Genomic DNA, 22,471 nt, shown 5'->3' on the forward strand with positions numbered 1-22,471 from the left:
TACTTGAGCTTTATTTCTCAGGGTGATAATGCAATAAATCCTTTTTCCAGCCCATGAATTTCTAACCCTTCTGGCATAGCTTCACCGACCGTTATCTGGCGGGAAGTTGCCTGACTTTTTAAATCCGGGCGCCAGCTTACGCTCAAATTCCCATCATTGTCACGTGACAACGCTTTTTCGGGTATCACAACTCCCTGCTCATTGTGATAAATAACGATACTGACTTTAGCGCTCATACCGGGCCTGATGAGATAATTCGTGTTTATGGGTGATGTCACTTTGATCGCAACATCATAATAAACGGCTGTTCCGGGCTGATCGTTGCTTGTACTTTGCATAGCGATAGTTTCAATTTTTCCATCCATAGAATAGCCAGAAAACCCTTCGCCGCTGATTTTGGCTGGTAACCCTTCCTTTAATTTGACGAGGTCCGCTTCTTCAACCTGCGCCAATACCTGAAACTGGGTTGTATCCATAATTTCCAGCAAAGGCATTCCTTCTGTGACCCGCACACCTGTCTGAATTGCGAATGATTTGCCCTTTTCTCCCTGCTGTGCCTTGAGGATGACACCAGAAAATGGCGCTTTTATTTCCTTATTCGCGTATTGTTCCTGTAACGCCTGATAACGGCTTGTGGCATTTTTAAGTCCCATTTCTGCCACTTGTACATGACTGGCACTGCCTTTTTGTCGGGTAGATGTAAGATCATCCTTCGCTGAAGCAAGTTCCGTCAGTTGCCGACGAAGTTGTTGTTCAAGGTTTTCAACTTCCATTCTCGGGACAATTCCCCGTGAAAAAAGCGCCTGTGTTTTTGCCAGATTATTTTTAAGCTCCATTACCATGTGGTTCGCGTTTTCGACGTTCCTTCTGGCCCGAATGACTTCCTGACTGTTTTCCCAGTCCCGTAATTCTTCAACCGCAGAGGAGGCTTTAATCATTTCCACCTGAGCCTGTCGAATTTCTATTTCAATTTTCCGGGTATCAAGCGTGATTAAAGTCTGGTTTGGGGAAACTTGCTGTCCTTCTTTAACCAGAACCTGTTGGATAATCCCCTCAAATGGCGCTGGGATAGTTTCAAGGCGTCCGGACTGGAGTTTACCTACCAAGTCCAATCGTTTTTCTATCGGAGAGGGATTTATAGCGATCCACTGTACAGCGTCTTGAGCGGGAGAGTTTTCTGAGGACAACTCCCCTGAAGTGAATAAAGCCCAAAAACAGACGATAGCCGCCAGCACACCCGTGATGACCCACCGATAACGCCTAAGCATGGAGTAGTTAAAAACTGAGTGTTTATTCATTAATCGTTATCTCCCAGCTTTCCAGTGTTGTGCCCAGAGTTTGATCCAGTTCAGCCTGAGCATTGAGGTACTGGATAAGCGTATTCAGGCGGGCATTTTCCGCATTTCTCAGGTCGGTTTCAAAACTCAGTACCTGAAAGTTGCTGGATCGCCCCGCCTGTAACTTTTCCTTTTCGATTTCAAGTTTTTGTTGCGAAAGTGAACTGGCCTTTATGGCCAACTGATATTCCTGCCAGCGTGATTCAGTATCACGGATGGCATTCGTTACTCTCTGCTCCAGATTGATTCTGGCCTCTTCCAGATGTAATGCCTGCTTCTGAACATCAACTCTGGCCTGAATTTCCGCTTGTTGTTTTGTCATATCCCCGATTGGGATATCCAGTTGGATACCGACATAATTTTCCCAGTTTCGGTTGTCAGCAGAAGAAGAAGAACGATACTGGGAGGTTCTGCCAACCAGTGATAAATCCCAGAGTTTGTTATCTCTGGCCTGCAATAACTGAATATCGGCGGTTTTTGCAGAAAGTAGCTGAGTAAGATAACCCGGTTGTTGAGCTTGTGCCTTTTTAATTGATTGTTCAACATCCAGCCTGACATAAGTCCCTTTCAGAGTATCTGTTGCATGAATAGGCGTTTTGAGGCTCAGAGCCAGTAGCTTCAGGAGTGTCAGTTTTGCCGCATGAACATTATTTTCAGCCTCTTTTGCTGAGAGTTCTTGCATCGCCAAATCGGCCTGTGTCTGTATGATATCTGTCTGAGCCATTCGGCCTGCATCAATCAATTCCTTATTCGTCTCTACCAGTTTCTGCATACGTTTAAGGGAAGCGGCAGACAACGCCTGTTGCTCCTGCGCCCGGAGTAACGCGTGATAGGCCAGAATAATTTGTGTGATGGACTCGGAAATTGTCGATTTTAAATTCAGACGGTTAGTTTGTTCCCGGAATTTTGCCAGTAAAACCGGAGCATTATTCACATCTGTTCCGGCTCCTCGTAAAAGAGGCTGTATCATAGTAATACTTGCGCCATCATTGTGAAGGCTGCTTATTCCTGACTTATTGTGCTCACGCGCCCATGACAGAGTGAAACGTGTCCCCAGAGGGGTGAGTAATGTGGCGTTAGAAGACAAGCTGGTTTTGTTGAAATTCTCTGCCTGATTTTTGCCCGTAATATAACGCCCGCTCAGTTGCAATTTCGGCGTAAACCGGTCTTCTGCTACCCGTAAATCAAACTTTTGAGCGATACGATCCAGATAAACACTGCGAATGGCATAGTTATTCCGTAAACCCAGCGATATTGCATCACTCAGCGACAGGCCGATGACTTCTCCTGTATTTTTACGATCCAGACTGTGATCAGATTCAGAAACTCCGGCTTGAGAAAAACAGAGACACAGAGTCAGAACACCATAAATGAAATAATTTTTAATCATCACGTAATGCCTGTACAGGTTCCATTTGTGAGGCTTTATGAGCGGGATAAAAGCCGGAGATAAGCCCCGCTATAACGGCACTTCCTATTCCTAAAGGGATGGATAGCGGAGCCAGAGAAAATGACCAACCAGAGTAAAGGACAAAAAGGAAGGCAACGATAATCCCCACTAAAGTACCAAGTATTGCGCCGGTAAAAGTCAATACAGCCGCTTCATACAAAAACAGGCGTCGGATATCCTGTGCTCTTGCCCCCAAAGCCATACGCAACCCTATTTCTTTTCGCCGGGCAGAAACATTCATCAACATCACATTAGAGATCGCAATTCCGCCCGTTAGCAGTGAGATACCAGCCAACCCGATCAACATAAAAGTAAAGGTTTTACCCTGCTCCGTCTGCCCTTGTAACAATTGTTGAGCAACGCGAACGTTAATTTCAACCTCGGGAAACTTATTCTTAAAAAACGCAGACAAATTTTCTGCATCCGCTTCTGTTGTCGAAGTTGTGGCTGAACGGGTAATCAGGCCATTCAGCTGAGCATGTTGTGATATTTTACGCATGGTTTCGAGAGGAACCACGACAACGGAATCCAGAGAAAAAGGAAAAATAGGGTTTTGCCCTTTTGTTTCAAAAATACCAATCACGGTATATAGATAATTACCAAGCTGAATCTGCTTGCCAAGTATTTGGGACGTGTCATCTCCCACAAGAGAAACGGCGACATCATTACCCATAACCAGATAAGGAGAGTGACGATCATAATCGGAGATAAATCGCCCATGCCGCAATTGTAATAACATAACTTCCTCAAGTGCGGCCGTGGAGCCTATCAGGGTAAAGTGTTCGGTTTTACCGTTATAACGCACAGGAGAAGAATAATAGATCCAGGGTGCTGCGGAAGATAAACTCGGAATAGCCGTTTTCAGCGCGTCTATTTTAATGTCTTCACTATCAATGCCATGATTGTAAGAATAGAAATTAGTTGTGATCACATTAATATCCAACCCGCTGAACATCTTCAGCGCTGCAAGGGTCGCGTTATGCCCTGTATTCAGAAAGGCCACGACAGATGCACAACCAATCGCAATTCCAGACAAAGCAAGCAGAGAGCTTTTTCCCGTAGCCATTAAATTACGCCAGGCTTCCCGCCACATCATAAATACTGACATGCCATAATGACTAGGCTGACTTTTATCATGCATGCATTGTCGTTCCTCTGATCTCATGCAACTGACCATCGCTCATACGTAATTCGCGCTGCATATGGTTCGCTACCATCGCATCATGGGTTATTACAACCAGAGTCATCGCATTGTCGGTGTGAAGAGTGGAAAGTAACGATAAAATTTCTTCTGCTGTTTTCGGGTCCAAATTACCGGTAGGTTCATCAGCCAGCAGCAATGAAGGCTCTCCGACCAATGCTCTGGCAAGCGCGACACGCTGCCGTTGCCCGCCAGATAAGTCTGCCGGGTAATGACTTTCTCTGTGTGAAAGCCCAACCAAACCCAATTTTTCTCTGGCAATTTTATGAGCCTGTGAAGCTGAAATGCCCCGATAAAGCAGTGGTAACGCGACATTTTCTGTCGCTGTCATTCCGGCTAATAAATGAAAACTCTGAAATACAAAACCGATTTCTTTATTTCGCATTCTGGCACGCAGATCAGCATCTGCTACTGACATATCAACGCCACAAAGAAAATACTCTCCGGAAGTGGGTTTATCCAGCAAACCGAGAATATTCAGTAAAGTGCTTTTACCCGAACCTGACGTACCGACAATAGCGCAACTCTGACCGGCATAAATCTGTGCGGTAATATCTTTCAGAATAGAGACCTGCCCTTCTTCCCCGTGTTGATAAACACGAGTGAGTTTTTGCATATTAATAACAGGTGATATCGGTTCTGGGGGATGAATAAAATTTATTACGGTATCCATTATTTTTATAATACCCCTCACATCTTAATATCTAAATTAATATTTCTTAGTCTAGCCATTAATATGTTAAGGAAGTAATAGGAAAATAACAACACAAAACAAGCTGAATAAATATCAGTCAATGTATCTGGTTGAGTATATAGATGATTTAATTACCCATCGTTAGTAATAGCGTTATAATCATGCATTATAAATCATGATAATGAGAATTAGTTTTATAATGAAGAAAGAAAGGTATAGGCAATGTATAAATTTTAAAATTGCTACTCTATCTAATGATGATTTAGATTTATCGTGCATTATCAATTTTAATTTAATCGACGACTTAAATTTAATATTATTATAGGAGTAATTTTATGATTAAGAAGTTGTTAGTAACAGCGACACTGATAACAGGTTTTTTATTAAGTGGTAATGCGATGGCATTAAATAAATGTCAGGTTGATAATGTACCAAAGCATATTGAAGGAAATCTTTATCAGATGTTTGTCGTTAATCCTACAGATAACTTTGCAAATACCTTTGAGAGATTTGGAATTAAATGGTATTTTAAAGGTAAAATTGGACAGTGTGAATATCATACAGGAAGATCGGCTTATCAAGCTTATTATCAAGGAAGAAAATAGGTGAGTTACCAAAAGGAATAATAGATCTAAAAAAGCCGTTTTTAAAAACGGCTTTTTTAGATCTATTATTAATCATAACCACTTGGTATTATTCTTTAAATATTAATTAACTTAACAATTAAACGATTAAAAATATAAAAACACACACTGTATCTAAATTTTGCAATAGTAAAAGTCGATGATCATAGCTTACATTTATCGCTCATTATAAAATGTGATTTTATGAATTATAAACTTAGATCATAAACTGGAAAACCATTAAAGGAATGTTTTGATGTTCAAAAAATTATTAATAGTTGGAGCATTGGCTGCAGCATCGTTCGGTGGGATTGCAACTGCAGCGGCTGAAAACCTGTGTCCAAATGAATCTGTATATATTTCAACAAAGCCGAACTATACCCGAGTAGTTGTTAAGCCGAACAGAAATTTCTCTCAAGGATTTATACAGCAAAATACGATGTATGGAGATATAGAGTGGTTTTATCAGGGACCTCTCTTTAGCTGTGTAGATAAAAAAGGGAAACCAGCTTGGGCTGCTGTGTATATTGGTACTAATGTAAGAAATTAAAACCCTACCACCCCCCCCCTCCCCCTTTTTTCTAGAAGGGGGTTGTAAAAAATATTTTTTTATTTCCATTGCTGATTCATTTAAATGAATCTCCATAAAAATTCCAAACTTCGAATCTAAAATAAAAACATACACTGTTTATAAATTTTGAAATGGTAAAATCCTCTGTTAGTCATTTACATTTACCGCGTATTATAAAATGTGATTTGATAAGTAATAAACTGAAAAAAATTAAAGGAAGGTTTTATGTTGAAGAAATTCTTCGTGGGTGGAGCATTGGCTGCAGTTATCTCATTAACTGGCGGAATTGCAACTGCATCAGCAAACAGCACAGATATCCCTTGGAATAATTGCCACTCATCTCCTATAGAGTATAAAAATGGCGTATATACTAAATACCTAGTAAAAGATGGAATTGTTTTCCTTGATGTGCGCAATGAAGATGGATTCAAATGGCATTTGAAAGGATTTAAAAAATTATACGTTTGTGGAATGAACGTTTATGTTGGTAAATATGAAGGTGTAAAATCATAGGTAAGCCCTTTCGCTATAGCACATCAGAATGCTAATAAACCTCGTTAATATAACGGGGTTTTTTGATTTTGTCATAGATAATTATATTTGGTTATTTTATTAATCAATATTATTTGCTATTTTTTAATCATTGCAATCTCAAATTTAATATAAAAACATACACTGTTTCCAATTTTTGAAATAGTAAACTCCTCTTATGATGATTTATATTTAGCGCATCTTATCAAAGAATATTTGGTAAGTGATAAATTTAAATAAAAAGTTATTATGATGTTAAATTAGAGGTTTTATTATGTTTAAAAAATTATTAGTAGGCGGAGCATTGGTAGCTGGTCTTGCATTAACTAGCGGAATTGCAACTGCATCAGCAGCAAATAAAGATTTTACCTATAACGATTGTTATAGCTCAGGCAGAACTTATACTGGTACAAATGGAACAGTATATGTTGTGTATGAAGTACGTAAAAATCACATTTTTGAAAGCGTATTCACAGATGGAAAAATTCAATATCATTTGCAAGGCATAAAGCCGGTAGCATCACATTGTGGTAAAGGCTATGTGGGTTACTATGAAGGTAAGAAAATATAATGCTTTTCAGAGAGCCTCTTATTAGAGGCTTTTTCGTTTACATTGTTTATATTCAGAGATCATGTCATATTCCGGTTAACTAAGTGGCTTCTAATTCCAACTGGTTCAACCGCATTTTGATTTCATCAACATATATTTGTTTTAACGTTGTTGGTTTGATCTCAATAAGATGTCGGGAAAATCCATTTATATAGTCAAGCAGATAACCCAATTCCTCCTGATGATAATAACCAGAGATTAGTGCACCATCATCGGTTAATTTGAGGGAGATATGTGAAAATGATTTGCTATGATAATGCTCAACACCTGAACTTTTTATCGTTATTTCAAAATAATGTTGCTGTTGTTTCTGCCTTAATTGTTCAAAATTAGACAGGTTAAAATCTGTTAAACGAATTTTTTCGGGAACAACTAATGACCTTGTCATCGGGCGAAATGACTGGATTGCATGGCAGCGTAATACGCGTAAATCTTGTGCTTCATAATCAAATACGGCTAAAAACCACCGCCCTGACTCAAACCACATCGCAACCGGGTAAATAAAAACTTTTTTATCACCGTATATGACTTCCAGATTTTCCTGTTGAAAAATATGATTGAGTAACATATTAAGATGTTTAATTGGATTGAGCTGTCTGACAGTTCGCACCCCCAGACATTTGCGTAATGTTTCATCTTTTACTTTTTCATCCTGAGGCAAGACTTGCTTTAATTTTTCAGAAATACTACGAAATTGCAGATTAAACGGGGTAGATTGCAGAACATGCATACCTGAAATCGCAAATAACATGGCATGAATTTCATCCGCGCTAAATCTGACTGGTGCTAACCGGTATGTTGGAGCAACAACATATCCACCATTTCTCCCCCGCTCAGAATATAAAGGAACGCCCAATTCTTCTAAAGCTGAAATGTAACGTAAAGCACTACTACGGGATAACTGAAACTCTTGCATCAGTTCTTTTAAGGTCACTTTCTGCCTTCCCTGTAAGAAGAGCTGCATTTGTTGCAATAACAATGTTTTCTTCATTGAAAATCCTTAAAAGGTATCAGGAAGGGCAACTTATATAACGCAGAAGCAGAATTAGTCCAGATAAAAAATAAAAGTTAGGGGGGTAATTTAGGTACCGAGGATCTCTGCTCCCTCGGATGAAGATTGTTATATGTCGCTATATCAATTATTTTTTTCAAAAAACTCAAGGATCTTAATGAATTTATCGCATACATATTCAAATCCAAAAAATGCCATAACGATTAACACTACATTATAATAGTGATTACTATCACCATTATATATCAATGATAATGATGATTTATTGACGAAAAATATTGTAAGACATAAGCTAACTGTGTTTGCAATAGTTCTTCTTGTCGATTTTTTCATTTTTTGGCATTTAACCTCGTTGATTTATTAAAAATTACCATAACTCAATCGTGTTGATCATAGGTTAGATATTTTTGTTTCCGAGGTGCTGAAAATAGGGAGACTATGTCTCCCATGTGAATAATTGAGTATCTATTTGAAATTTAATTGCTATTTTTTCTGTGGTGAATTACGGAATTTTTCCGCTTCTTCTAATGTTAGAATGTGACTGACTCCAAAAAGAATGGCACCTATCCCCCCTATAACATATCCTACCAACCGGCTATTCAGTATATGGCGAATGATTTTCATTTCTTTCTCCGAATTGGATAAATAAAATTTTCGATCAGTTATATGCATATTACGCTTTAGTGGGCTTTTTAACCTTTTTAGCATCTTCATCACTAGGGTTACATTCTTGATGTGTTCCGGGAAGATAAAATTTTCCACCTGCCGATGGGTTTGTTCCACCATCACATCCTGGCAATCCTGCTGTACCGTCCCTGTCTCCCCCATTCAGTCCATTGCCGCCATTGGCATTGCCGTGAGCTGTATTTGCATATACTGATGGCACAGAAATAGTTAGCATTAAATAAATAAAAGTGATAATTAATCTGCTCATACTGAACCCTTATGTGTAGATTGAACCAATCTTAGTTGAAATCTTAATATTTGCACTTAAATCCTGATAACTGCTAGCATCTCACCAACTTCTTCATCCATACCAACTTCGACGAAACCAACGCTGGCATAAAGATTCTTTGCAATGATATTCTTAGGATTATAAGAGATTGCTATTTCCCTCTAACTGATCTGTACGCCCGATTTCATCAATTGCTAACGCGAGTGCTTTGCGCCCAATATTTTTCTTTTGATGGCTTTGATCTATCATAAATCGCCAAATCGTTATTCTTCGGTCAGCATCGGGCACCCACATAAAAAAACCAACGGGCTCCCCATTCAGACAAATAGCACGTGTTTGATATGAAGGGTTAAATTTTGATTGAACGATGGAATATACGTTTTCCGCAACATAAGAGAGTTGTTCGTCAGTTACTGATAAATCGCAAACTGCTTCATAATTATTCTTGGTTACGTCAGTTAAGGTAATCAGCATATGCTGCTCCAATATGGGTTCATAATTCAGAGATGTTAAAAATAGGGTGATATTAATTTAATGTTGTTTTTTTAAGTATTAAGCTTAAAAACGAATTCACAGTAACTGGGGTAATGGCAATAGCAAATTGATTTAATTTTGATAAAAAGTCAATAACTATTAAGGGAAAATCAATTAGCCTCAGACCCATTTTTTAAGTAGGCCACTGAATAGTGGCCTGATATTTTTTCTTTACATCAAAGCATCATTACACAATGCCTGCAATTTTTTAATAAATAAAGCGACATGATAGCCGTCACAGGCTGCGTGGTGTACTTGCACCGATAATGGTAACAATACTTTCCCGCCCTCTTGCTGATATTTCCCCATTGTAAAAATCGGGGAGAAATAATCAGTGATATCAGATATATTCAGGTTGAAACCATCAAATCCTATCCACGGGATTGAGGAAATATTAATATGATTTTTCGGTTTCTCTGTTTGTGGATAAAGACGTGTGTTATCACCGTATCGTTCAATATCAGCACAATAATTTATCATAAACTGCGGCAAATCAGGTGAAAATGTCGTACACAACACAGAAAATGTTTCGGTTTTTTTATGAAAAACAGTATAAATTGGATCAATACTGTCCCAAATAATTAACTCCTCATCTTTTATCGCTAACCTGAATTCAGGGTATTGATTGACGACCTTGGTGAGCAGGTAAATCATAGCGGGATAAAATTTATAATGTGTTTTTGCTAAGGATAAGCACAGAGCTGTAATGTCAATTTTCGTCGTCAGACTAAATCCACACTTAACACTATGGCGATAATACGCAAAGTGCTCTCCACGATTCCACGTGTTAAGATCTATTTTTGTGTAATTCATCTTTTTCCCTTCTAATCAAGTATGTTAATAACAAAATTAATTAGAAGGGAATTATCTCTGTCTGGATTGATGACACCTAATGACTCCTTTGTATGTTTTGAATTGTAGTCACATTATCATTTAAGCGAAAAAATACCAATCGTTAATCGCCGGAGGTCATAGTAATATACTACCCCTCCGGGATGAAAAAAACTTAATCAGAGCTGTCTCCCTGGCTGGAGCGCAGTATTAAAAGTAAATTTATTTTTTAATTTCAAAAAGATAATAATTTCCATTTTCTGTGGAAAAATTTAAATTATAGATATTTTTAATAGATAACCCAGCTTGTTTTACCATAAATTCAAAGTCGGACTGATACCGCCTTCTCCCTAACAAAAGGGTATCTATGTATAAATCAAATGAAGTTGCTTCATGTGGTTCTTTAATTATATCGATAAGATATAAAACTGAATCATCACGCATTGCTGTATGGCAATTCTTCAAAATATCGATAGCTTGATCATCTGGCCAATCATCCAATACATTTTTTATGCTATAAGCATCATAGCTGGATGGAATTTCAGAAAAGAAATCACCATTAATAAAAGTAATTTCCTCTGATTCTTTTTTGGTGAAATTATATTGATCCATGACATGACACTGAATATGTGGATGGTGAGTTTTTATGTTTTTTACGAAATTACCGACACCCCCTCCGATATCAATAAATGTCTTAATACCATCCAGAGGAATATAATCAATAATATGATTATTTGTTTTATTCGTCATTTCTCCCATTAAGTTATCAAAAGTCGTTTTAATATCTTTATGCTTTTCATTATTGAGATAGTCAAAGAATGACTCATGATGGGTAAGCTCGAAAGCGGATTTTTTATTCGGTTTTTTTAAAGACGAACTGTATTGTGACCAAGTATTCCAGAATACGGGATCTAATTCGAACTTGATATATAGTGTTTCAAAGCTATTCTGATCATTGAGTGATGCCCATTGTTCAGTAAGATAAAACTTATCCTCTTTTTTTGTTAAAATATTAAGTTTTTTCATGTAATTCAATAGGCTGTGAAATCTATCCTGATAGACATTGCATAGCCTAGCAAGTTGTTCCACTGTTTTACCCTTCTCAGTACTTAAATATAATGGTGCTTTACTGTCAACAAAGGCAAATAATGCATTTGATTTACGATAGGCAGTAATTATATCCAATGGCATTATCATTCTCCTTATTTATCTCCATTAATTAATGTGTCATACTCTAAAACCTCAGGTTAACTTGAGATCAAGTCTTTTTTATCTTATTTTTTAATGTCATAAAAATACGTAACTCAACATGTATTTTTATTGAAGTTATACCGCGCTATAAAAAATAGAGAACCACTTGTTGATGGTTTAAATTATAAAACAGAGTGCATAATGAAATTATTATTTGAACAGGTTAATGTTTTTTCCGATAAAAAATTACAGGGTAATCCACTGACCGTAGTGGTTGGTGCCGATAACCTGACTGAAAAACTATGAGATTGGTTTGTGTGCAATTTATCCTGAAGGAAATCAGGTAAGTCTGGAAGTTAGGGGCTTATGTGGTTCAATTTCTGAGGAGGATCCGGTGACTGGCAGTCTGAACGCAGCTTTTGCTCAGTGGTTGATACCACATGGGAAATTACCAGCAAATTATATCGCCAGACAAGGACGATGTATTGAACGAGATGGCTGGATTTATATCACTTCAGATGAAGATGGCATCTGGATTTCTGGTGACGTCGTTGACTGTATCAGTGGTATGGTTGAATTCGATTAAGTAACCACACAGCCGTGTTGATAAATAAGGTACTAACAATTTTTTCAGCAGAAATGTTTAAAAGTGTCAAAAAGTGAAACCTATATATCTTAGGATTATTTTCATCTAATCGCAGTCTAAAAGGAAAGCATGATGACACGAGTTTCTTTAGTACAAAGTTTCCCCAATATTTATCAACAACTGAAAATAGTGAATGCTGAAATCGATAAATCAGCCGTCTCTTCCGGTATTAGTGAAGGATTTTGCCATCTGATAAAATTACGTATATCCCAGATTAATGGGTGTGCATATTGTGTCAGGTTGCATACCCGGGATGCCTTACAACAGAACGAATCTATCGATAAAGTTGCCGTGCTGCCAGCCTGGAAGGAAACAGAATATTTTACAGAAAAGGAACGGGCTGCCCTGTTATTAGTGGAGGCGATAACAGAAATACAAAATGATCATATTCCCGATGATGTTTATCAAAAAGCAGCAACGGTATGGAGCGATAAACAGGTTGCGGCAATTGAGTGGCTGGCTATTATGATGAACGCCCTGAATAGGTTAGGAATAGCCGGAAGATATCATGTTGCTCCGTAGTTTTTCCATGGTACTTTTTCTATGATACTACCCGCCTGATTCAGGCGGGTATACAGATAGCAGACTACCCTTTTCTTTTGTTAATCGATAATGTCAGTGATTGTGTTTTTTGGTCTGTTATCAGCAGTAATAACAACCCAACGAGCGCAACAAAACCCCCCGAATAACTGACCATTTCATACCCTAACCCCAGTGATAAAACAGTTGCCCCCAATGCAGCACCGATGGCATTACCCAGATTAAATGCGCCAATATTGACAGAAGAAGCTAATGACTGAGCTTCAGATGCAACCTGCATTACTTTTAGCTGTAATGGCGGGACAACACCAAAGCTAGCCGCTCCCCAAAGCACTAATATGATACCGCCAGTAATCGTGTCTTTTGCGATTTGTGGAAATAACATCATAATCAGGAACAGTGATGCAAATAATCCATAAAGCGTTTTGGATACGGAACGGTTAGCCAGAATACCACCGATATAATTCCCGACGGTAAACCCCACACCAACCAGCACCAGCATTATACTGACCTGTGTTTCTGCGACATGAGAGAGCGTCATTAACATTGGCACAATATAAGTATAGAAAGTGAACATAGCGCTGGCCCCAAGCACCGTACAAAATAGCGTCGTCAATACGGCGGGTTTCAATAAAATCTGTAGTTCACGGCGTAAATTGAGCGGCTGCCCCTGCATTCCTCGTGGGAGCGCTAATAACAGAGAAATCATGGTAATGAATCCCAATACACTGATCAGGAAAAAAGCCTCCCGCCAGCCCAGTACTTGAGATAAGCGCGTAATCGCCGGAACACCGCCGAGATTAGCGATAGTCAAGCCCATAAACATGCTGGCAATTGCGCTGGCTTCCTTCCCCTTTTCGACCACTCGGGTTGCTACCAAGGCGCCTATACCGAAAAATGCGCCATGATTTAGACTGGTGACAAAACGGGCAATAAGTAATAGGGAAAAATCAGGTGATAACGCCGACAAGATATTTCCTACGGTAAAAATGCTCATTAAAAAAATCAGAGCGGCTTTCGGGGAACGTTTAATCAGTAACAAGGTCATTACCGGCGCACCCAACATTACACCAATTGCATAGACCATCACCAGAATACCTGCGGTGGGGATAGAAATTGCCAGATCAGAAGCTATCTCCGGCAACATACCCATTGGTGAAAACTCGGTGGCCCCGATAGCAAATGCCCCAACAGAAAGTGATAACAGAGCGGTGCTCGTTCGCATAATTTCCTCATATCTTTAATCTCAGCGTAATTGCTGACACGACATCACTGTAAGTGAGGGTGATTATGTCAGTTTGATATTTGCATAAACACTGACTAATATGAGAAAAACTTTTGACTAAAATGCGAAAATGAAAATTACTCTGGAAGAAATGCGGGTGTTTATTGCTGTAGTGGACAGTGGCTCAATAACCGCAGCGGCTGAATGGCTGGGGTTCACTATTTCTGCCACCAGCCGAGCGTTATTGCGGCTTGAAGAAAAAGTGGACAGTACTTTGTTATACCGTACTACCCGGCGTATAAAGTTAAGCGAAGAAGGTGCTGCATTTCTACAAAAAGCACGGGAAGTGGTGAAACTGGCGCAAGAAGCGGAAGAAGTATTGCTGAGTCACAAAGATATTCCTTCCGGAACGTTACGAGTAGATGCAGCGACCCCTTTTCTACTACATGTCATTACACCACTGGTTGCTCAATTTCACGAAATATACCCACAGATAGCGCTGGAACTGACTAATTATGAAGGTGTAACGGATCTACTGGAAAAGCAGACTGATATTGCCTTTCGCATTGGAACACTGAGTGATTCCTCTCTGCACGCGACCTTGTTAGGTCACAGTAAACTGCGAGTTCTGGCAAGCCCCCTCTATTTAGAACGTTTTGGTGAACCAAAAACGGTTGAAGAATTACAACAGCACTGTCTGCTCGGGTTTACTGCACCAGAAAATCTCAACGAATGGCCACTTCTTCATGGTGATAAAAAGGGGATCAAAATTACCCCAACAATTGCTGCAAGTAGTGGTGAAGTATTATGTAATCTGACCCGAAAAGGAGTCGGGATCGTATGTATGTCTGATTTTATGACTCATGAAATGAGAGAATCCGGTGAATTTAAACAGATACTTTCTCATATCACTTTTGAGCAAAGACAGCCGATTAATGCAGTTTATTACCGTAACCAGACGCTTTCCCCCCGGTTACGGTGCTTTATTGATTTTATTAAAAATAATAGCTTGAGTCTTAATCGGTTGTGATATTCGTTAACCCCTAGCAACATAGATAATCGTATGTTTATACCGGGGTGAACGAGTGCGCCAACAAAGAAACAACTTGAAAGTATACAATACTTATTCTTGAGCTTTTTTCAGTACTTGGTTAATGCTAATGGGAAAAAAATTATTAACATCAACACCAACGTTAATAGCTCTTGGTCCGAGTATGCTTAATCGTTTGTATTGGTCAGGATCTTTACCTGCATTGTGAACGTGACCATAAAGATGAATCGCATTACGAAAATAGCCCTGCCATTCGAGAATTGGGTAGTGAAACATCACAATTTTTTGTTTTTGATAATCCATTTCGTAGTAGTCTTTTACCCATTCAAACATCGAAATATCAAAGTCTGGATCGTTCAAAAACTTATCATGATTACCGCGGATCAGATATTTTTTACCGTTAAGCCGACGGAGTATTTTATTCGCATCTGCTCCAGTTCCACGATAAAGAAAATCACCTAAAATATAAATTTCATCCCGATCAGCAACACAAGCGTTCCAGTTGTGTATCAGGGCGTTATTCATATGGTGTGCACTTTCAAATGGTCGCCCGCATAGGTTTATGATGCTGGAGTGGCAAAAATGAGTATCGGAAGTAAAATAAATCATAAAAATCTTCTTGTGACTATAGTAAGCGCTATAGTCTAACAAAAGATATTAAGTTACCCATTTGTTTTATAAGTTAATTACTTAAAACCGTCAGTGATCTTTGTAATTTTTTCCAATCATCTTCAAAATACTTACGTAATAAAAATAATTTTATCTTTGTTTTTATTTTACCTACTATCCCCGCCATAGTCCGTTGTTTATGAAAAGATTGAATGTCTTCCCAAAGCTGTTCGCGCTCAAACACGGTCCATATATAAGGTACGGGAGTAAAGCCATTGGTGTAACATACAGGAGCGACCCATTCGAAAAAGACAGTTTCTGCATGTTCAATAGAAAAATATTTTACGATAGAAACAATTTCTTCATAATCAACTTCATTATCTACGAAAATAGTTGATAGCGCTTCGCACAAATCTATATCCGTGAATTGATTATTCAACGGGTATCTCCTGATTTTTATCTTTTTTTCTTCAGTTTATAAGTGAGTGACATCTCAATACATATGCTTAACTCATTTACTGGTAAATCGGCGTAAGGGTCTAAAATTATTGCCCGGTTTTTTGAATAAATTAACTCAGGAAAGAGTGTTCTGAATGTATCAATTAATGTTGTCTGGCAGTGAAAAAAGATAGCCACATGGGTATCCCCGAAACGGTCCAGCCGGATTGTAGTTCCAGCCTTTGTCTCAAGAGTTAGGTAACTGGGCTGACCCCATTTCAAAGTTTCAGTAATCACGCCAACCCCTTCTGTTTTTGACGCGACATCAAATATTAATTCTCTTATTTTCAATAGTGGCTGCTGATATTCTTGAGGATAATGTTCAAATACCGAGCGGACTTCGTGACTCTGAAATGCTGTCATAAGATTGCTACCTTATCTGTTAATTCGTATAGCAGCGCGAAAAGCGCTGCTTGCCTCAATGTTATACGTATGTTAAGGCCAGTTTTTCAAGAATGTCTTTTGATTTACGCCAGAGTAAAGAGCCTCCTTCATTATCGAAAACAGTGTGTTCTGCATGAGGGAACCGTGTTGATAAAATTTCACCAAAGTCTGGTGAGTGAACGGTGCTGGCATCCTGCTTCCCGTACCATAAATGTACCGGGCAGGTAATATCTTCAGGATCAAAAGGCCATTGTCCAAAAGTAAGCATTAGATCCTGGGCATACCCTTCTGCCCCTTGGGAAAAACCTTCATTTAAACACTGACGATAAGCCTGTAGAAAATTGGGCTGGGAGTACAAAGACAAATCCACTGCTGAACTGTGAGCCATAATAAAATTCATTAGCCAGTCGGCAGTGATATTCTGAGAAACCCACTGCTTTAATATTTCCGGTTCGGCATTTCTTTGCTTCACCATATTAACAATATCCTGATTTAACAGTTGCTGAGTGGCGGGATAACTAAACTGATCCTGCCCGGCTACAATTGCCAGCCCTGTCGCTTTACAGATTTTTGCCAGTGTCAGTGCGAATACTGCTCCCTGAGAGAAACCCAAAACCATGCACTTTTGTAACCCGTAGTGCTTCAGTATCTCAGCAACATCTTGGGCAAAACTCACTAAAGTCTTATGGAAATGTAAAGATGAATTCCCCAGACCGGGGCGATCCGGCACGATTAATCTGATATTCAATCTTTCCAACTCTTGTTCCCCGAAACTCAGTGAGCCGCTCATTCCAGCGCCGGTGCAGAAAATAAGTGGTTTACCAGTGATTGGTCCCCACTCGTACCAGTGAAGCGTACGAGCATCAGGAAGAGATAAGTTACCGGTTCTTGTTGCGGGATTTACATTATATGTTGTCATTTTTCCCTCAAAATAAATTACCAATTGCTATTTCGGAGTAACTTAACTCTTCCCTTCCATCATCCTTTAATGAACTGAGTTACAGATATCCGATATAGTGACGTAGTAGCTGTAATATATAACTGGTCACCATTAATGCCACCCAAAGTGCAGTTTGATACACGTTCTGGCACTTCAATCTTATCTATTTTCGTACCAAATTTATCAAAAATGATAACGCCGTTTTCACAACTACAATAAATGTTACCTGATTTATCAATACAAAAACCATCCGGAAACCCCGGAGAGATAGTAGCGAAATGTTTACCTATCCCTAATACTTTATCCCGTACCGGATAGATACGTAGTTCATGTCTGCCATTTTTCGGAAAATCGACGATAGACATATCGGCAATGTACAGATATTTTTCATCAGGAGAAAATGCTAAACCGTTTGGCCGTTGAGTATCACTGGCTGCGATAGAAATGCTGTTATCAGCAGGATCATAACAATATACGTAGCACCCGATAATCTGGCTTTCTGATTTATATCCTTCATTATCGTTAATAATTCCGTAAGGCGGATCAGTAAACCAAATTGTCCCGTCAGAACGTACAACTACATCATTGGGTGAATTGAATCTTTTACCGTCAATCTTTTCAACCAATAGGTTAACACTTCCGTCTTTTTCTGTGCGGGAAATACCTCTTCTGCCATGTTCGCAGCTGATGATCCTCCCTTCTCTATCCAGTGTATTACCGTTGGTAAAATGCGAATATTTCCGCCATAAATGAACGCCATCATTTTCTGACCAGCGAAACATTCTATTCCCTTTTACGTCACTGAAAATAACTGCATCTTCTGTTGGTAGCCAAACAGGGCCTTCTGCCCAAATAGCCGGAGAACAGAGTAATTCTAAGTATGGTTTCATTATTATTACTCCTTTATATTCGCAGTTTTTAAATAAAAACACAGAAATTAAATCTGAATAATTTTGTTTCAGTTTCGACTAAGTAAGTTATGATGTTTTAATATTTTTATAACTCTGTCTTTAGGGATAGAATAAGATGTATTTCCATTTCTACCAACCATAGTTTCAGCTGCAAACATGGCATTAATAATGGCTTCCTCTGTAGCACTAACAGTTGCCTCATATAAAGGATCAAGTTTGTCATTGGGTAATATTTTAATTGTTTTTATATCTTCTCTGGAAAATGCATCGTTATTCGCGGTGGAGAATGCAATAAATATTTCCCCGCTGGTGTTTCTGGCCACGCCACCTATTTTGGCAAGCCCGAGAGAGACTCTTTTGGCTATTTTCTCTAACTGATGAGGTGCTAATGGGGCATCTGTAGCAACGACAGCGATGATAGAACCTGCATCCTTTATTTTTTTCTTATCTCCATGATATATCGGCATGAGATCCTTTATCTCTTGACCAACCGGAATCCCAGCAATAATTAGGTCATCTCTGAATCCGAAATTTCCCTGAACCAGTACCCCGACAGTATATCCGCCGTCTTTTTTATCTAAAACTCTCGATGAAGTCCCTGTGCCTCCCTTGAAATCAAACAGGTTCATGCCTGTTCCACCACCGACATTACCTTCTTTTATCATTCCTGATTTAGCGCTATCCAATGCGTGATAGACATGTTCTTTTTTTACATGCATACCATTTATATCATTTAATATCCCATCCCATGTTTCTGTAACTACGGGGAGTAACCAAAATAAATCATCCTTAAGTGGTGATACCAGATGGTTATCAACCAGCCAGCTGATTGCTGAGTCTCTGACAACACCGACACTGTGCGTATTAGTGATTAATATCGGTGTTTCCAGAAAACCACTTTCCTGAACCCATTGGCTTCCTGTCATTTCCCCATTCCCGTTTAAAGAAAATATGCTGGAGAATACTGGGCTGAATTTTTTCCCTCTGGGTAATATTGCGGTTACGCCGGTTCTTATCGGCCCTTTCCCCACTTCCAGTTTTCCATTACCTTTGATCATGGTTGAATACCCAACAGTTACACCATTAACATCGGTAATTGCATTATATTTCCCAGTTGTGCCAGAAAAAGGAATGCCGAAATCTCTGGCTCTGGTTTCACTCTTGGCGAAAGAATTTGAAGTTATTATTATTGAGATAAATAATGTTGCCATTTTTATGGTTTTTATCATAAATACTCCTTGTTGTGATTAATTGGTTATCACTATTTTATTATTAATCTATGGAAGTATTTAATTAAATCATGATTTGTATCGATACACAGTGCTATAAAAAATCACACAGCTGATACTATTTGATAAAAAATTGATTTCAAAGTGCCACTAATTACACGGTAATTTGAAATCAATAAGAAAATCGAGGTAAGTTTTTATTACTTCGGTAAACCAATCAGAAATTTATCATCAGATATAACAAGAGCCTTATTTGAAAGATAATCATCACCCAATAATCCATCAAAATTTATACGTTCATCATGTACCTGAAAAAGAAATGCTGATAACTCAACACCATCAGGTGTCACAATTGTTTGCTTTGGACATAATAATGAAAAATCAACACAGCCCTCCTTTGAACGGGTAAAAATGATAGTATGGCTGGCACCAGTATCAATAACCATATGATTTAACTTTTTATTACCGGACGATACACTCACCTCTATTCCATAATTTTTACGAGTGAATGGAATGTTTTTCCAGTGATAACCGGCAGGAAGTTTTTTAGCATTATCGGTAATTGTGAGCACCTTTGAAGGATAGTCGATAATCAGTATATTGTTTTTGACAACACCCAGCCCTAATAAGCCATTAATGCGAAGCTGCCCATTATAGTCCAACATACCGTTTCCCCAGGGTTTTAATACTTCAACGTCAACGCCTGAAAGCTTTTCACCATTCACAGTAATATCAACTGCTTTTGCTACTACATTATCCAATGTTTCATTACCGAAAACATCATTGGAACGTGATGTTTCAATGTTATGGTCACGAGATGTGAAAATAGAATCAAAGACTGATTGGGGTAAATAAAGGGCACTGGAGGCACCTGTATCAATTTCAATTTTGTCAATTTCTTTACCATTGATATTAAGTGATACGGAAGGCGTTTGGCGATCAAGGTAAACAATTGGGGCAGTAATATCGGCTTTTACAGTTTTAGCTGAGATTATTGTGAAAAATAAGGCTGCTATACACATACCCAGAGTTTTATTTATATTCTGAAAATACGATCTTTTCTGCGATATCATTTTTTCTTTTCTCCTATCTCATTAGTCAGATAAAAACATAAATTTTACTTATCATTATTTCACGGGATTAATATAGGTCATTAGAAAAAATTACACAATCATATTGAATTAACAGAAAAAAATATCGATTAGCTGGTATTCTTGTTCGGTATTGCTAGGCTTCATATTAGAGCACTATCTATATTAATATTTAACCTGCCTTATCCATTAACCAACAAAAAACATCAGAGAATACAAATGCATGACTACGGAATCTGGACGATTGTTACACCTGTCATCACCATCATATTAGCCATTCTAACCCGACAAGTGATGTTGTCATTGATGCTGGGGATTTTGGTTGGGTTCACGGTAATACATGATCACAACATTATTTTGGGAATAAAAAGTACGCTCGAGGGAGTAATTAATACTTTTACGTCATCGGGAAATACCAAAACGGTTATTTTTATGATAATGATTGGCGGTATTATGCGGCTGGTTACTGTCACGGGTGGTGTACGGGCTTTGGTTCAACTATTAACTGACCGAACTAAAATTATTAAAAGTAAGAAAAACGTACAATTTCTGGCGATTATTATTTCTGCTCTTATTTTTATCGAAAGTTCCATCAACCAATTAGTGGCCGGTGCATCGACCAAAAACCTTGCCAGAAAGTATGCCATTCCTCCTGAAAAAATGTCCTATCTGATTCAGACTGCCGGTGTTTCTGTCTGCTCGCTGGCAATGATTAATGGCTGGGGCGCAGTCATGATGGGAATAGTCGGAGTGCAAATTTCCAATGGGCTAATTTCAGGTGAGCCTTTTGATATTGTTATACATTCTCTGGGTTATAATCTGATGGCCTGGCTCTCACTTGCCAGCATATTATTTTATATTTTTACCAATATTTCCTGGGGCCCCATGAAAAAAGCAGAGCAGAATGCTTTTCATCAGCACAATACGCCAGCACTGGACAGCAAAGAAACAGAATCTGATGAAGTTATTGAGCACCCTAACAGTAACAGTGTTCTGAATTTTTTTATCCCTATTCTGTCAACAGTGCTGATGGTTCCTGTCGCTCTCTATATTACTGGCGAAGGGGATTTCAGCAAAGGCAGTGGCTCAACATCCGTTTATTGGGGGGTGATGTTTGGTACGGTTATTTCTTTCTTTTGGTTCTTAGGCCGCCGGATTTTATCCATTAATACCTTTTTTGAAGAAATTTATATTGGTTATGCCAGTATGCTGAAAATCAGCTCTATTATGATTCTGGCATTCTTAATGGGAACAGTTTCGGCTGATCTGAATACGGGGGCTTATATTGCGCAGATCACACATGGTGTACTCCCTGTCGGATTCTCGGTAGGTTTTATCTTTGTCATCAGCGCTATCATGTCACTGGCGACCGGCACATCATGGGGAACTTTTGCGATTATGATCCCGATTGGTGTGCAACTTGGCCTTTCGGTTGGGATGCCGGTGGAATATATGATTGGAGCGGCCATTTCCGGCTCTATTTTCGGTGATATGACTTCACCCATTTCTGGTGATGCAATAGTGGCGTCAATGGCAACAGATTGTGATCATATCGAACATATCCGTACACAAATGCCCTACGCTCTTGTGACAGCCAGTATTGTACTGAGTATCTATCTCTATTTAGGATTTACTTACTGAGTATTCTTTTTCGGGCAAAAATCTGGCGGCTTTACTTTATAAATAAGCCAGCCGCCAGATAACTAACTAACCCCAATTCCGCTTAAGCTATTGCTGAAATATCTTCTTCTGAGTAGAAAATTTTCAGTGATGGCTTTTTCTCTTTAAGGCAGTAAGCAATCAATCC

General features: G+C 38.7%; 26 protein-coding genes. 9 read left to right on the forward strand and 17 right to left on the reverse strand.

Annotated features, from left to right (window positions below):
- Window positions 1–17: 17 nt before the first annotated feature.
- Genes Xsto_RS10085 through Xsto_RS10100 form a run of 4 tightly spaced genes read right to left on the reverse strand, consistent with a single transcriptional unit; the run spans window position 18 to window position 4,661 of the window.
- Window positions 18–1,298 carry an HlyD family secretion protein gene (locus Xsto_RS10085; protein WP_099124991.1) on the reverse strand — a complete coding sequence of 427 codons (1,281 nt, stop codon included), beginning with the start codon at window positions 1,296–1,298 and terminating at the stop codon, window positions 18–20.
- Window positions 1,291–2,727, reverse strand: coding sequence for a TolC family protein (locus Xsto_RS10090; protein ID WP_099124992.1), 1,437 nt, complete (start codon window positions 2,725–2,727; stop codon window positions 1,291–1,293). Before Xsto_RS10090 ends, Xsto_RS10085 begins: the two co-directional genes overlap by 8 nt.
- A complete protein-coding gene (locus Xsto_RS10095; RefSeq protein WP_099110213.1) occupies window positions 2,720–3,928 on the reverse strand; it encodes an ABC transporter permease in 1,209 nt (402 codons plus the stop codon). Before Xsto_RS10095 ends, Xsto_RS10090 begins: the two co-directional genes overlap by 8 nt.
- Complete coding sequence (locus Xsto_RS10100) at window positions 3,921–4,661, reverse strand: ABC transporter ATP-binding protein (RefSeq protein WP_099124993.1); 741 nt, start codon at window positions 4,659–4,661, stop codon at window positions 3,921–3,923. The genes Xsto_RS10095 and Xsto_RS10100 overlap by 8 nt, the downstream gene beginning before the upstream one ends.
- Window positions 4,662–5,017: 356 nt before the next feature.
- Here Xsto_RS10100 and Xsto_RS10105 point away from each other — a divergent pair, with 356 nt between their 5' ends.
- From Xsto_RS10105 to Xsto_RS10120, 4 genes are all read left to right on the forward strand, one after another.
- Window positions 5,018–5,287: an LCI fold-containing protein gene (locus tag Xsto_RS10105; RefSeq protein WP_099110211.1), complete on the forward strand. Its 270-nt coding sequence runs from the start codon at window positions 5,018–5,020 to the stop codon at window positions 5,285–5,287.
- A gap of 274 nt (window positions 5,288–5,561) precedes the next feature.
- Complete coding sequence (locus Xsto_RS10110; RefSeq protein WP_099124994.1) at window positions 5,562–5,855, forward strand: hypothetical protein; 294 nt, start codon at window positions 5,562–5,564, stop codon at window positions 5,853–5,855.
- Window positions 5,856–6,101: 246 nt separating this feature from the next.
- Window positions 6,102–6,389, forward strand: coding sequence for a hypothetical protein (locus tag Xsto_RS10115; RefSeq protein ID WP_099124995.1), 288 nt, complete (start codon window positions 6,102–6,104; stop codon window positions 6,387–6,389).
- A gap of 292 nt (window positions 6,390–6,681) precedes the next feature.
- Complete coding sequence (locus tag Xsto_RS10120; RefSeq protein WP_099124996.1) at window positions 6,682–6,978, forward strand: hypothetical protein; 297 nt, start codon at window positions 6,682–6,684, stop codon at window positions 6,976–6,978.
- Window positions 6,979–7,057: 79 nt separating this feature from the next.
- Here the strand turns inward: Xsto_RS10120 and Xsto_RS10125 are convergent, their stop codons facing one another.
- From Xsto_RS10125 to Xsto_RS10145, 5 genes are all read right to left on the reverse strand, one after another.
- Entirely contained in the window at window positions 7,058–8,008 is a 951-nt protein-coding gene (locus Xsto_RS10125; protein WP_099124997.1) for a helix-turn-helix transcriptional regulator, read from the reverse strand.
- A gap of 694 nt (window positions 8,009–8,702) precedes the next feature.
- On the reverse strand, window positions 8,703–8,963 hold the full coding sequence (locus Xsto_RS21055; protein ID WP_141554500.1) for a hypothetical protein: 261 nt from the start codon (window positions 8,961–8,963) through the stop codon (window positions 8,703–8,705).
- 159 nt (window positions 8,964–9,122) lie between these two features.
- Window positions 9,123–9,458, reverse strand: coding sequence for a GNAT family N-acetyltransferase (locus Xsto_RS10135; protein ID WP_244590372.1), 336 nt, complete (start codon window positions 9,456–9,458; stop codon window positions 9,123–9,125).
- Window positions 9,459–9,689: 231 nt separating this feature from the next.
- Entirely contained in the window at window positions 9,690–10,331 is a 642-nt protein-coding gene (catA, locus tag Xsto_RS10140) for a type A chloramphenicol O-acetyltransferase (RefSeq protein WP_099124999.1), read from the reverse strand.
- Window positions 10,332–10,571: 240 nt separating this feature from the next.
- Complete coding sequence (locus Xsto_RS10145; RefSeq protein ID WP_169926623.1) at window positions 10,572–11,540, reverse strand: methyltransferase; 969 nt, start codon at window positions 11,538–11,540, stop codon at window positions 10,572–10,574.
- A 201-nt stretch (window positions 11,541–11,741) separates the two neighbouring features.
- On the opposite strand from Xsto_RS10145, the gene Xsto_RS21060 reads away from it, so the two are divergent.
- The 3 genes from Xsto_RS21060 (at window position 11,742) to Xsto_RS10155 (ending at window position 12,708) form a co-directional block, all read left to right on the forward strand.
- Window positions 11,742–11,846 (forward strand): PhzF family phenazine biosynthesis protein, encoded by a 105-nt coding sequence (locus Xsto_RS21060; RefSeq protein WP_141554501.1) that lies wholly within the window; start codon window positions 11,742–11,744, stop codon window positions 11,844–11,846.
- Between the two features lie 88 nt (window positions 11,847–11,934).
- Entirely contained in the window at window positions 11,935–12,126 is a 192-nt protein-coding gene (locus Xsto_RS10150; protein ID WP_244590373.1) for a hypothetical protein, read from the forward strand.
- Window positions 12,127–12,255: 129 nt separating this feature from the next.
- Complete coding sequence (locus Xsto_RS10155) at window positions 12,256–12,708, forward strand: carboxymuconolactone decarboxylase family protein (protein ID WP_241537947.1); 453 nt, start codon at window positions 12,256–12,258, stop codon at window positions 12,706–12,708.
- Window positions 12,709–12,772: 64 nt separating this feature from the next.
- Here the strand turns inward: Xsto_RS10155 and Xsto_RS10160 are convergent, their stop codons facing one another.
- Entirely contained in the window at window positions 12,773–13,951 is a 1,179-nt protein-coding gene (locus Xsto_RS10160; protein WP_099125001.1) for an MFS transporter, read from the reverse strand.
- 130 nt (window positions 13,952–14,081) lie between these two features.
- Between Xsto_RS10160 and Xsto_RS10165 the strand changes: the two genes are divergently transcribed.
- On the forward strand, window positions 14,082–14,981 hold the full coding sequence (locus Xsto_RS10165) for a LysR substrate-binding domain-containing protein (protein WP_099110199.1): 900 nt from the start codon (window positions 14,082–14,084) through the stop codon (window positions 14,979–14,981).
- 93 nt (window positions 14,982–15,074) lie between these two features.
- Here the strand turns inward: Xsto_RS10165 and Xsto_RS10170 are convergent, their stop codons facing one another.
- The 7 genes from Xsto_RS10170 to Xsto_RS10200 form a co-directional block, all read right to left on the reverse strand.
- On the reverse strand, window positions 15,075–15,611 hold the full coding sequence (locus tag Xsto_RS10170; RefSeq protein WP_099125002.1) for a metallophosphoesterase: 537 nt from the start codon (window positions 15,609–15,611) through the stop codon (window positions 15,075–15,077).
- Between the two features lie 73 nt (window positions 15,612–15,684).
- Window positions 15,685–16,050: a DUF7079 family protein gene (locus tag Xsto_RS10175; RefSeq protein ID WP_099125003.1), complete on the reverse strand. Its 366-nt coding sequence runs from the start codon at window positions 16,048–16,050 to the stop codon at window positions 15,685–15,687.
- 17 nt (window positions 16,051–16,067) lie between these two features.
- Window positions 16,068–16,472, reverse strand: coding sequence for a DUF1801 domain-containing protein (locus tag Xsto_RS10180; protein WP_099110196.1), 405 nt, complete (start codon window positions 16,470–16,472; stop codon window positions 16,068–16,070).
- Between the two features lie 61 nt (window positions 16,473–16,533).
- Window positions 16,534–17,412: an alpha/beta fold hydrolase gene (locus tag Xsto_RS10185; RefSeq protein WP_099125004.1), complete on the reverse strand. Its 879-nt coding sequence runs from the start codon at window positions 17,410–17,412 to the stop codon at window positions 16,534–16,536.
- Window positions 17,413–17,471: 59 nt separating this feature from the next.
- Window positions 17,472–18,323: an SMP-30/gluconolactonase/LRE family protein gene (locus tag Xsto_RS10190; RefSeq protein ID WP_099110194.1), complete on the reverse strand. Its 852-nt coding sequence runs from the start codon at window positions 18,321–18,323 to the stop codon at window positions 17,472–17,474.
- Between the two features lie 68 nt (window positions 18,324–18,391).
- Window positions 18,392–19,573, reverse strand: a complete 1,182-nt coding sequence (locus tag Xsto_RS10195; protein WP_099125005.1) for a DmpA family aminopeptidase — start codon at window positions 19,571–19,573, stop codon at window positions 18,392–18,394.
- Between the two features lie 200 nt (window positions 19,574–19,773).
- Window positions 19,774–20,646 carry a hypothetical protein gene (locus Xsto_RS10200; protein ID WP_244590374.1) on the reverse strand — a complete coding sequence of 291 codons (873 nt, stop codon included), beginning with the start codon at window positions 20,644–20,646 and terminating at the stop codon, window positions 19,774–19,776.
- 237 nt (window positions 20,647–20,883) lie between these two features.
- Here Xsto_RS10200 and Xsto_RS10205 point away from each other — a divergent pair, with 237 nt between their 5' ends.
- The gene (locus Xsto_RS10205) at window positions 20,884–22,305 is read left to right on the forward strand and encodes a Na+/H+ antiporter NhaC family protein (protein ID WP_099125006.1); all 1,422 of its coding nucleotides are present in this window, start codon (window positions 20,884–20,886) and stop codon (window positions 22,303–22,305) included.
- The last annotated feature ends 166 nt before the right edge of the window (window positions 22,306–22,471 follow it).

It is taken from the genome of Xenorhabdus stockiae (genome assembly GCF_002632825.1).
GTDB lineage: Bacteria > Pseudomonadota > Gammaproteobacteria > Enterobacterales > Enterobacteriaceae > Xenorhabdus > Xenorhabdus stockiae.

What these genes read in the sequence shown, in the direction of transcription:
- Xsto_RS21055 (WP_141554500.1), bottom strand. Translation starts at nt 8,963, where the DNA reads ATGAGCAGATTAATTATCACTTTTATTTATTTAATGCTAACTATTTCT.
- Xsto_RS10185 (WP_099125004.1), bottom strand. Translation starts at nt 17,412, where the DNA reads ATGACAACATATAATGTAAATCCCGCAACAAGAACCGGTAACTTATCT.
- Xsto_RS10155 (WP_241537947.1), top strand. Translation starts at nt 12,256, where the DNA reads ATGATGACACGAGTTTCTTTAGTACAAAGTTTCCCCAATATTTATCAA.
- Xsto_RS10090 (WP_099124992.1), bottom strand. Translation starts at nt 2,727, where the DNA reads ATGATTAAAAATTATTTCATTTATGGTGTTCTGACTCTGTGTCTCTGT.
- Xsto_RS10160 (WP_099125001.1), bottom strand. Translation starts at nt 13,951, where the DNA reads ATGCGAACGAGCACCGCTCTGTTATCACTTTCTGTTGGGGCATTTGCT.
- Xsto_RS10115 (WP_099124995.1), top strand. Translation starts at nt 6,102, where the DNA reads ATGTTGAAGAAATTCTTCGTGGGTGGAGCATTGGCTGCAGTTATCTCA.
- Xsto_RS10125 (WP_099124997.1), bottom strand. Translation starts at nt 8,008, where the DNA reads ATGAAGAAAACATTGTTATTGCAACAAATGCAGCTCTTCTTACAGGGA.
- Xsto_RS10135 (WP_244590372.1), bottom strand. Translation starts at nt 9,458, where the DNA reads ATGCTGATTACCTTAACTGACGTAACCAAGAATAATTATGAAGCAGTT.
- Xsto_RS10120 (WP_099124996.1), top strand. Translation starts at nt 6,682, where the DNA reads ATGTTTAAAAAATTATTAGTAGGCGGAGCATTGGTAGCTGGTCTTGCA.
- Xsto_RS10100 (WP_099124993.1), bottom strand. Translation starts at nt 4,661, where the DNA reads ATGGATACCGTAATAAATTTTATTCATCCCCCAGAACCGATATCACCT.
- Xsto_RS10165 (WP_099110199.1), top strand. Translation starts at nt 14,082, where the DNA reads ATGAAAATTACTCTGGAAGAAATGCGGGTGTTTATTGCTGTAGTGGAC.
- Xsto_RS10195 (WP_099125005.1), bottom strand. Translation starts at nt 19,573, where the DNA reads ATGATAAAAACCATAAAAATGGCAACATTATTTATCTCAATAATAATA.
- Xsto_RS10095 (WP_099110213.1), bottom strand. Translation starts at nt 3,928, where the DNA reads ATGCATGATAAAAGTCAGCCTAGTCATTATGGCATGTCAGTATTTATG.
- Xsto_RS10200 (WP_244590374.1), bottom strand. Translation starts at nt 20,646, where the DNA reads ATGATATCGCAGAAAAGATCGTATTTTCAGAATATAAATAAAACTCTG.
- Xsto_RS10085 (WP_099124991.1), bottom strand. Translation starts at nt 1,298, where the DNA reads ATGAATAAACACTCAGTTTTTAACTACTCCATGCTTAGGCGTTATCGG.
- Xsto_RS10110 (WP_099124994.1), top strand. Translation starts at nt 5,562, where the DNA reads ATGTTCAAAAAATTATTAATAGTTGGAGCATTGGCTGCAGCATCGTTC.
- catA (WP_099124999.1), bottom strand. Translation starts at nt 10,331, where the DNA reads ATGAATTACACAAAAATAGATCTTAACACGTGGAATCGTGGAGAGCAC.
- Xsto_RS10170 (WP_099125002.1), bottom strand. Translation starts at nt 15,611, where the DNA reads ATGATTTATTTTACTTCCGATACTCATTTTTGCCACTCCAGCATCATA.
- Xsto_RS21060 (WP_141554501.1), top strand. Translation starts at nt 11,742, where the DNA reads ATGAAATTATTATTTGAACAGGTTAATGTTTTTTCCGATAAAAAATTA.
- Xsto_RS10180 (WP_099110196.1), bottom strand. Translation starts at nt 16,472, where the DNA reads ATGACAGCATTTCAGAGTCACGAAGTCCGCTCGGTATTTGAACATTAT.
- Xsto_RS10145 (WP_169926623.1), bottom strand. Translation starts at nt 11,540, where the DNA reads ATGCCATTGGATATAATTACTGCCTATCGTAAATCAAATGCATTATTT.
- Xsto_RS10205 (WP_099125006.1), top strand. Translation starts at nt 20,884, where the DNA reads ATGCATGACTACGGAATCTGGACGATTGTTACACCTGTCATCACCATC.
- Xsto_RS10190 (WP_099110194.1), bottom strand. Translation starts at nt 18,323, where the DNA reads ATGAAACCATACTTAGAATTACTCTGTTCTCCGGCTATTTGGGCAGAA.
- Xsto_RS10105 (WP_099110211.1), top strand. Translation starts at nt 5,018, where the DNA reads ATGATTAAGAAGTTGTTAGTAACAGCGACACTGATAACAGGTTTTTTA.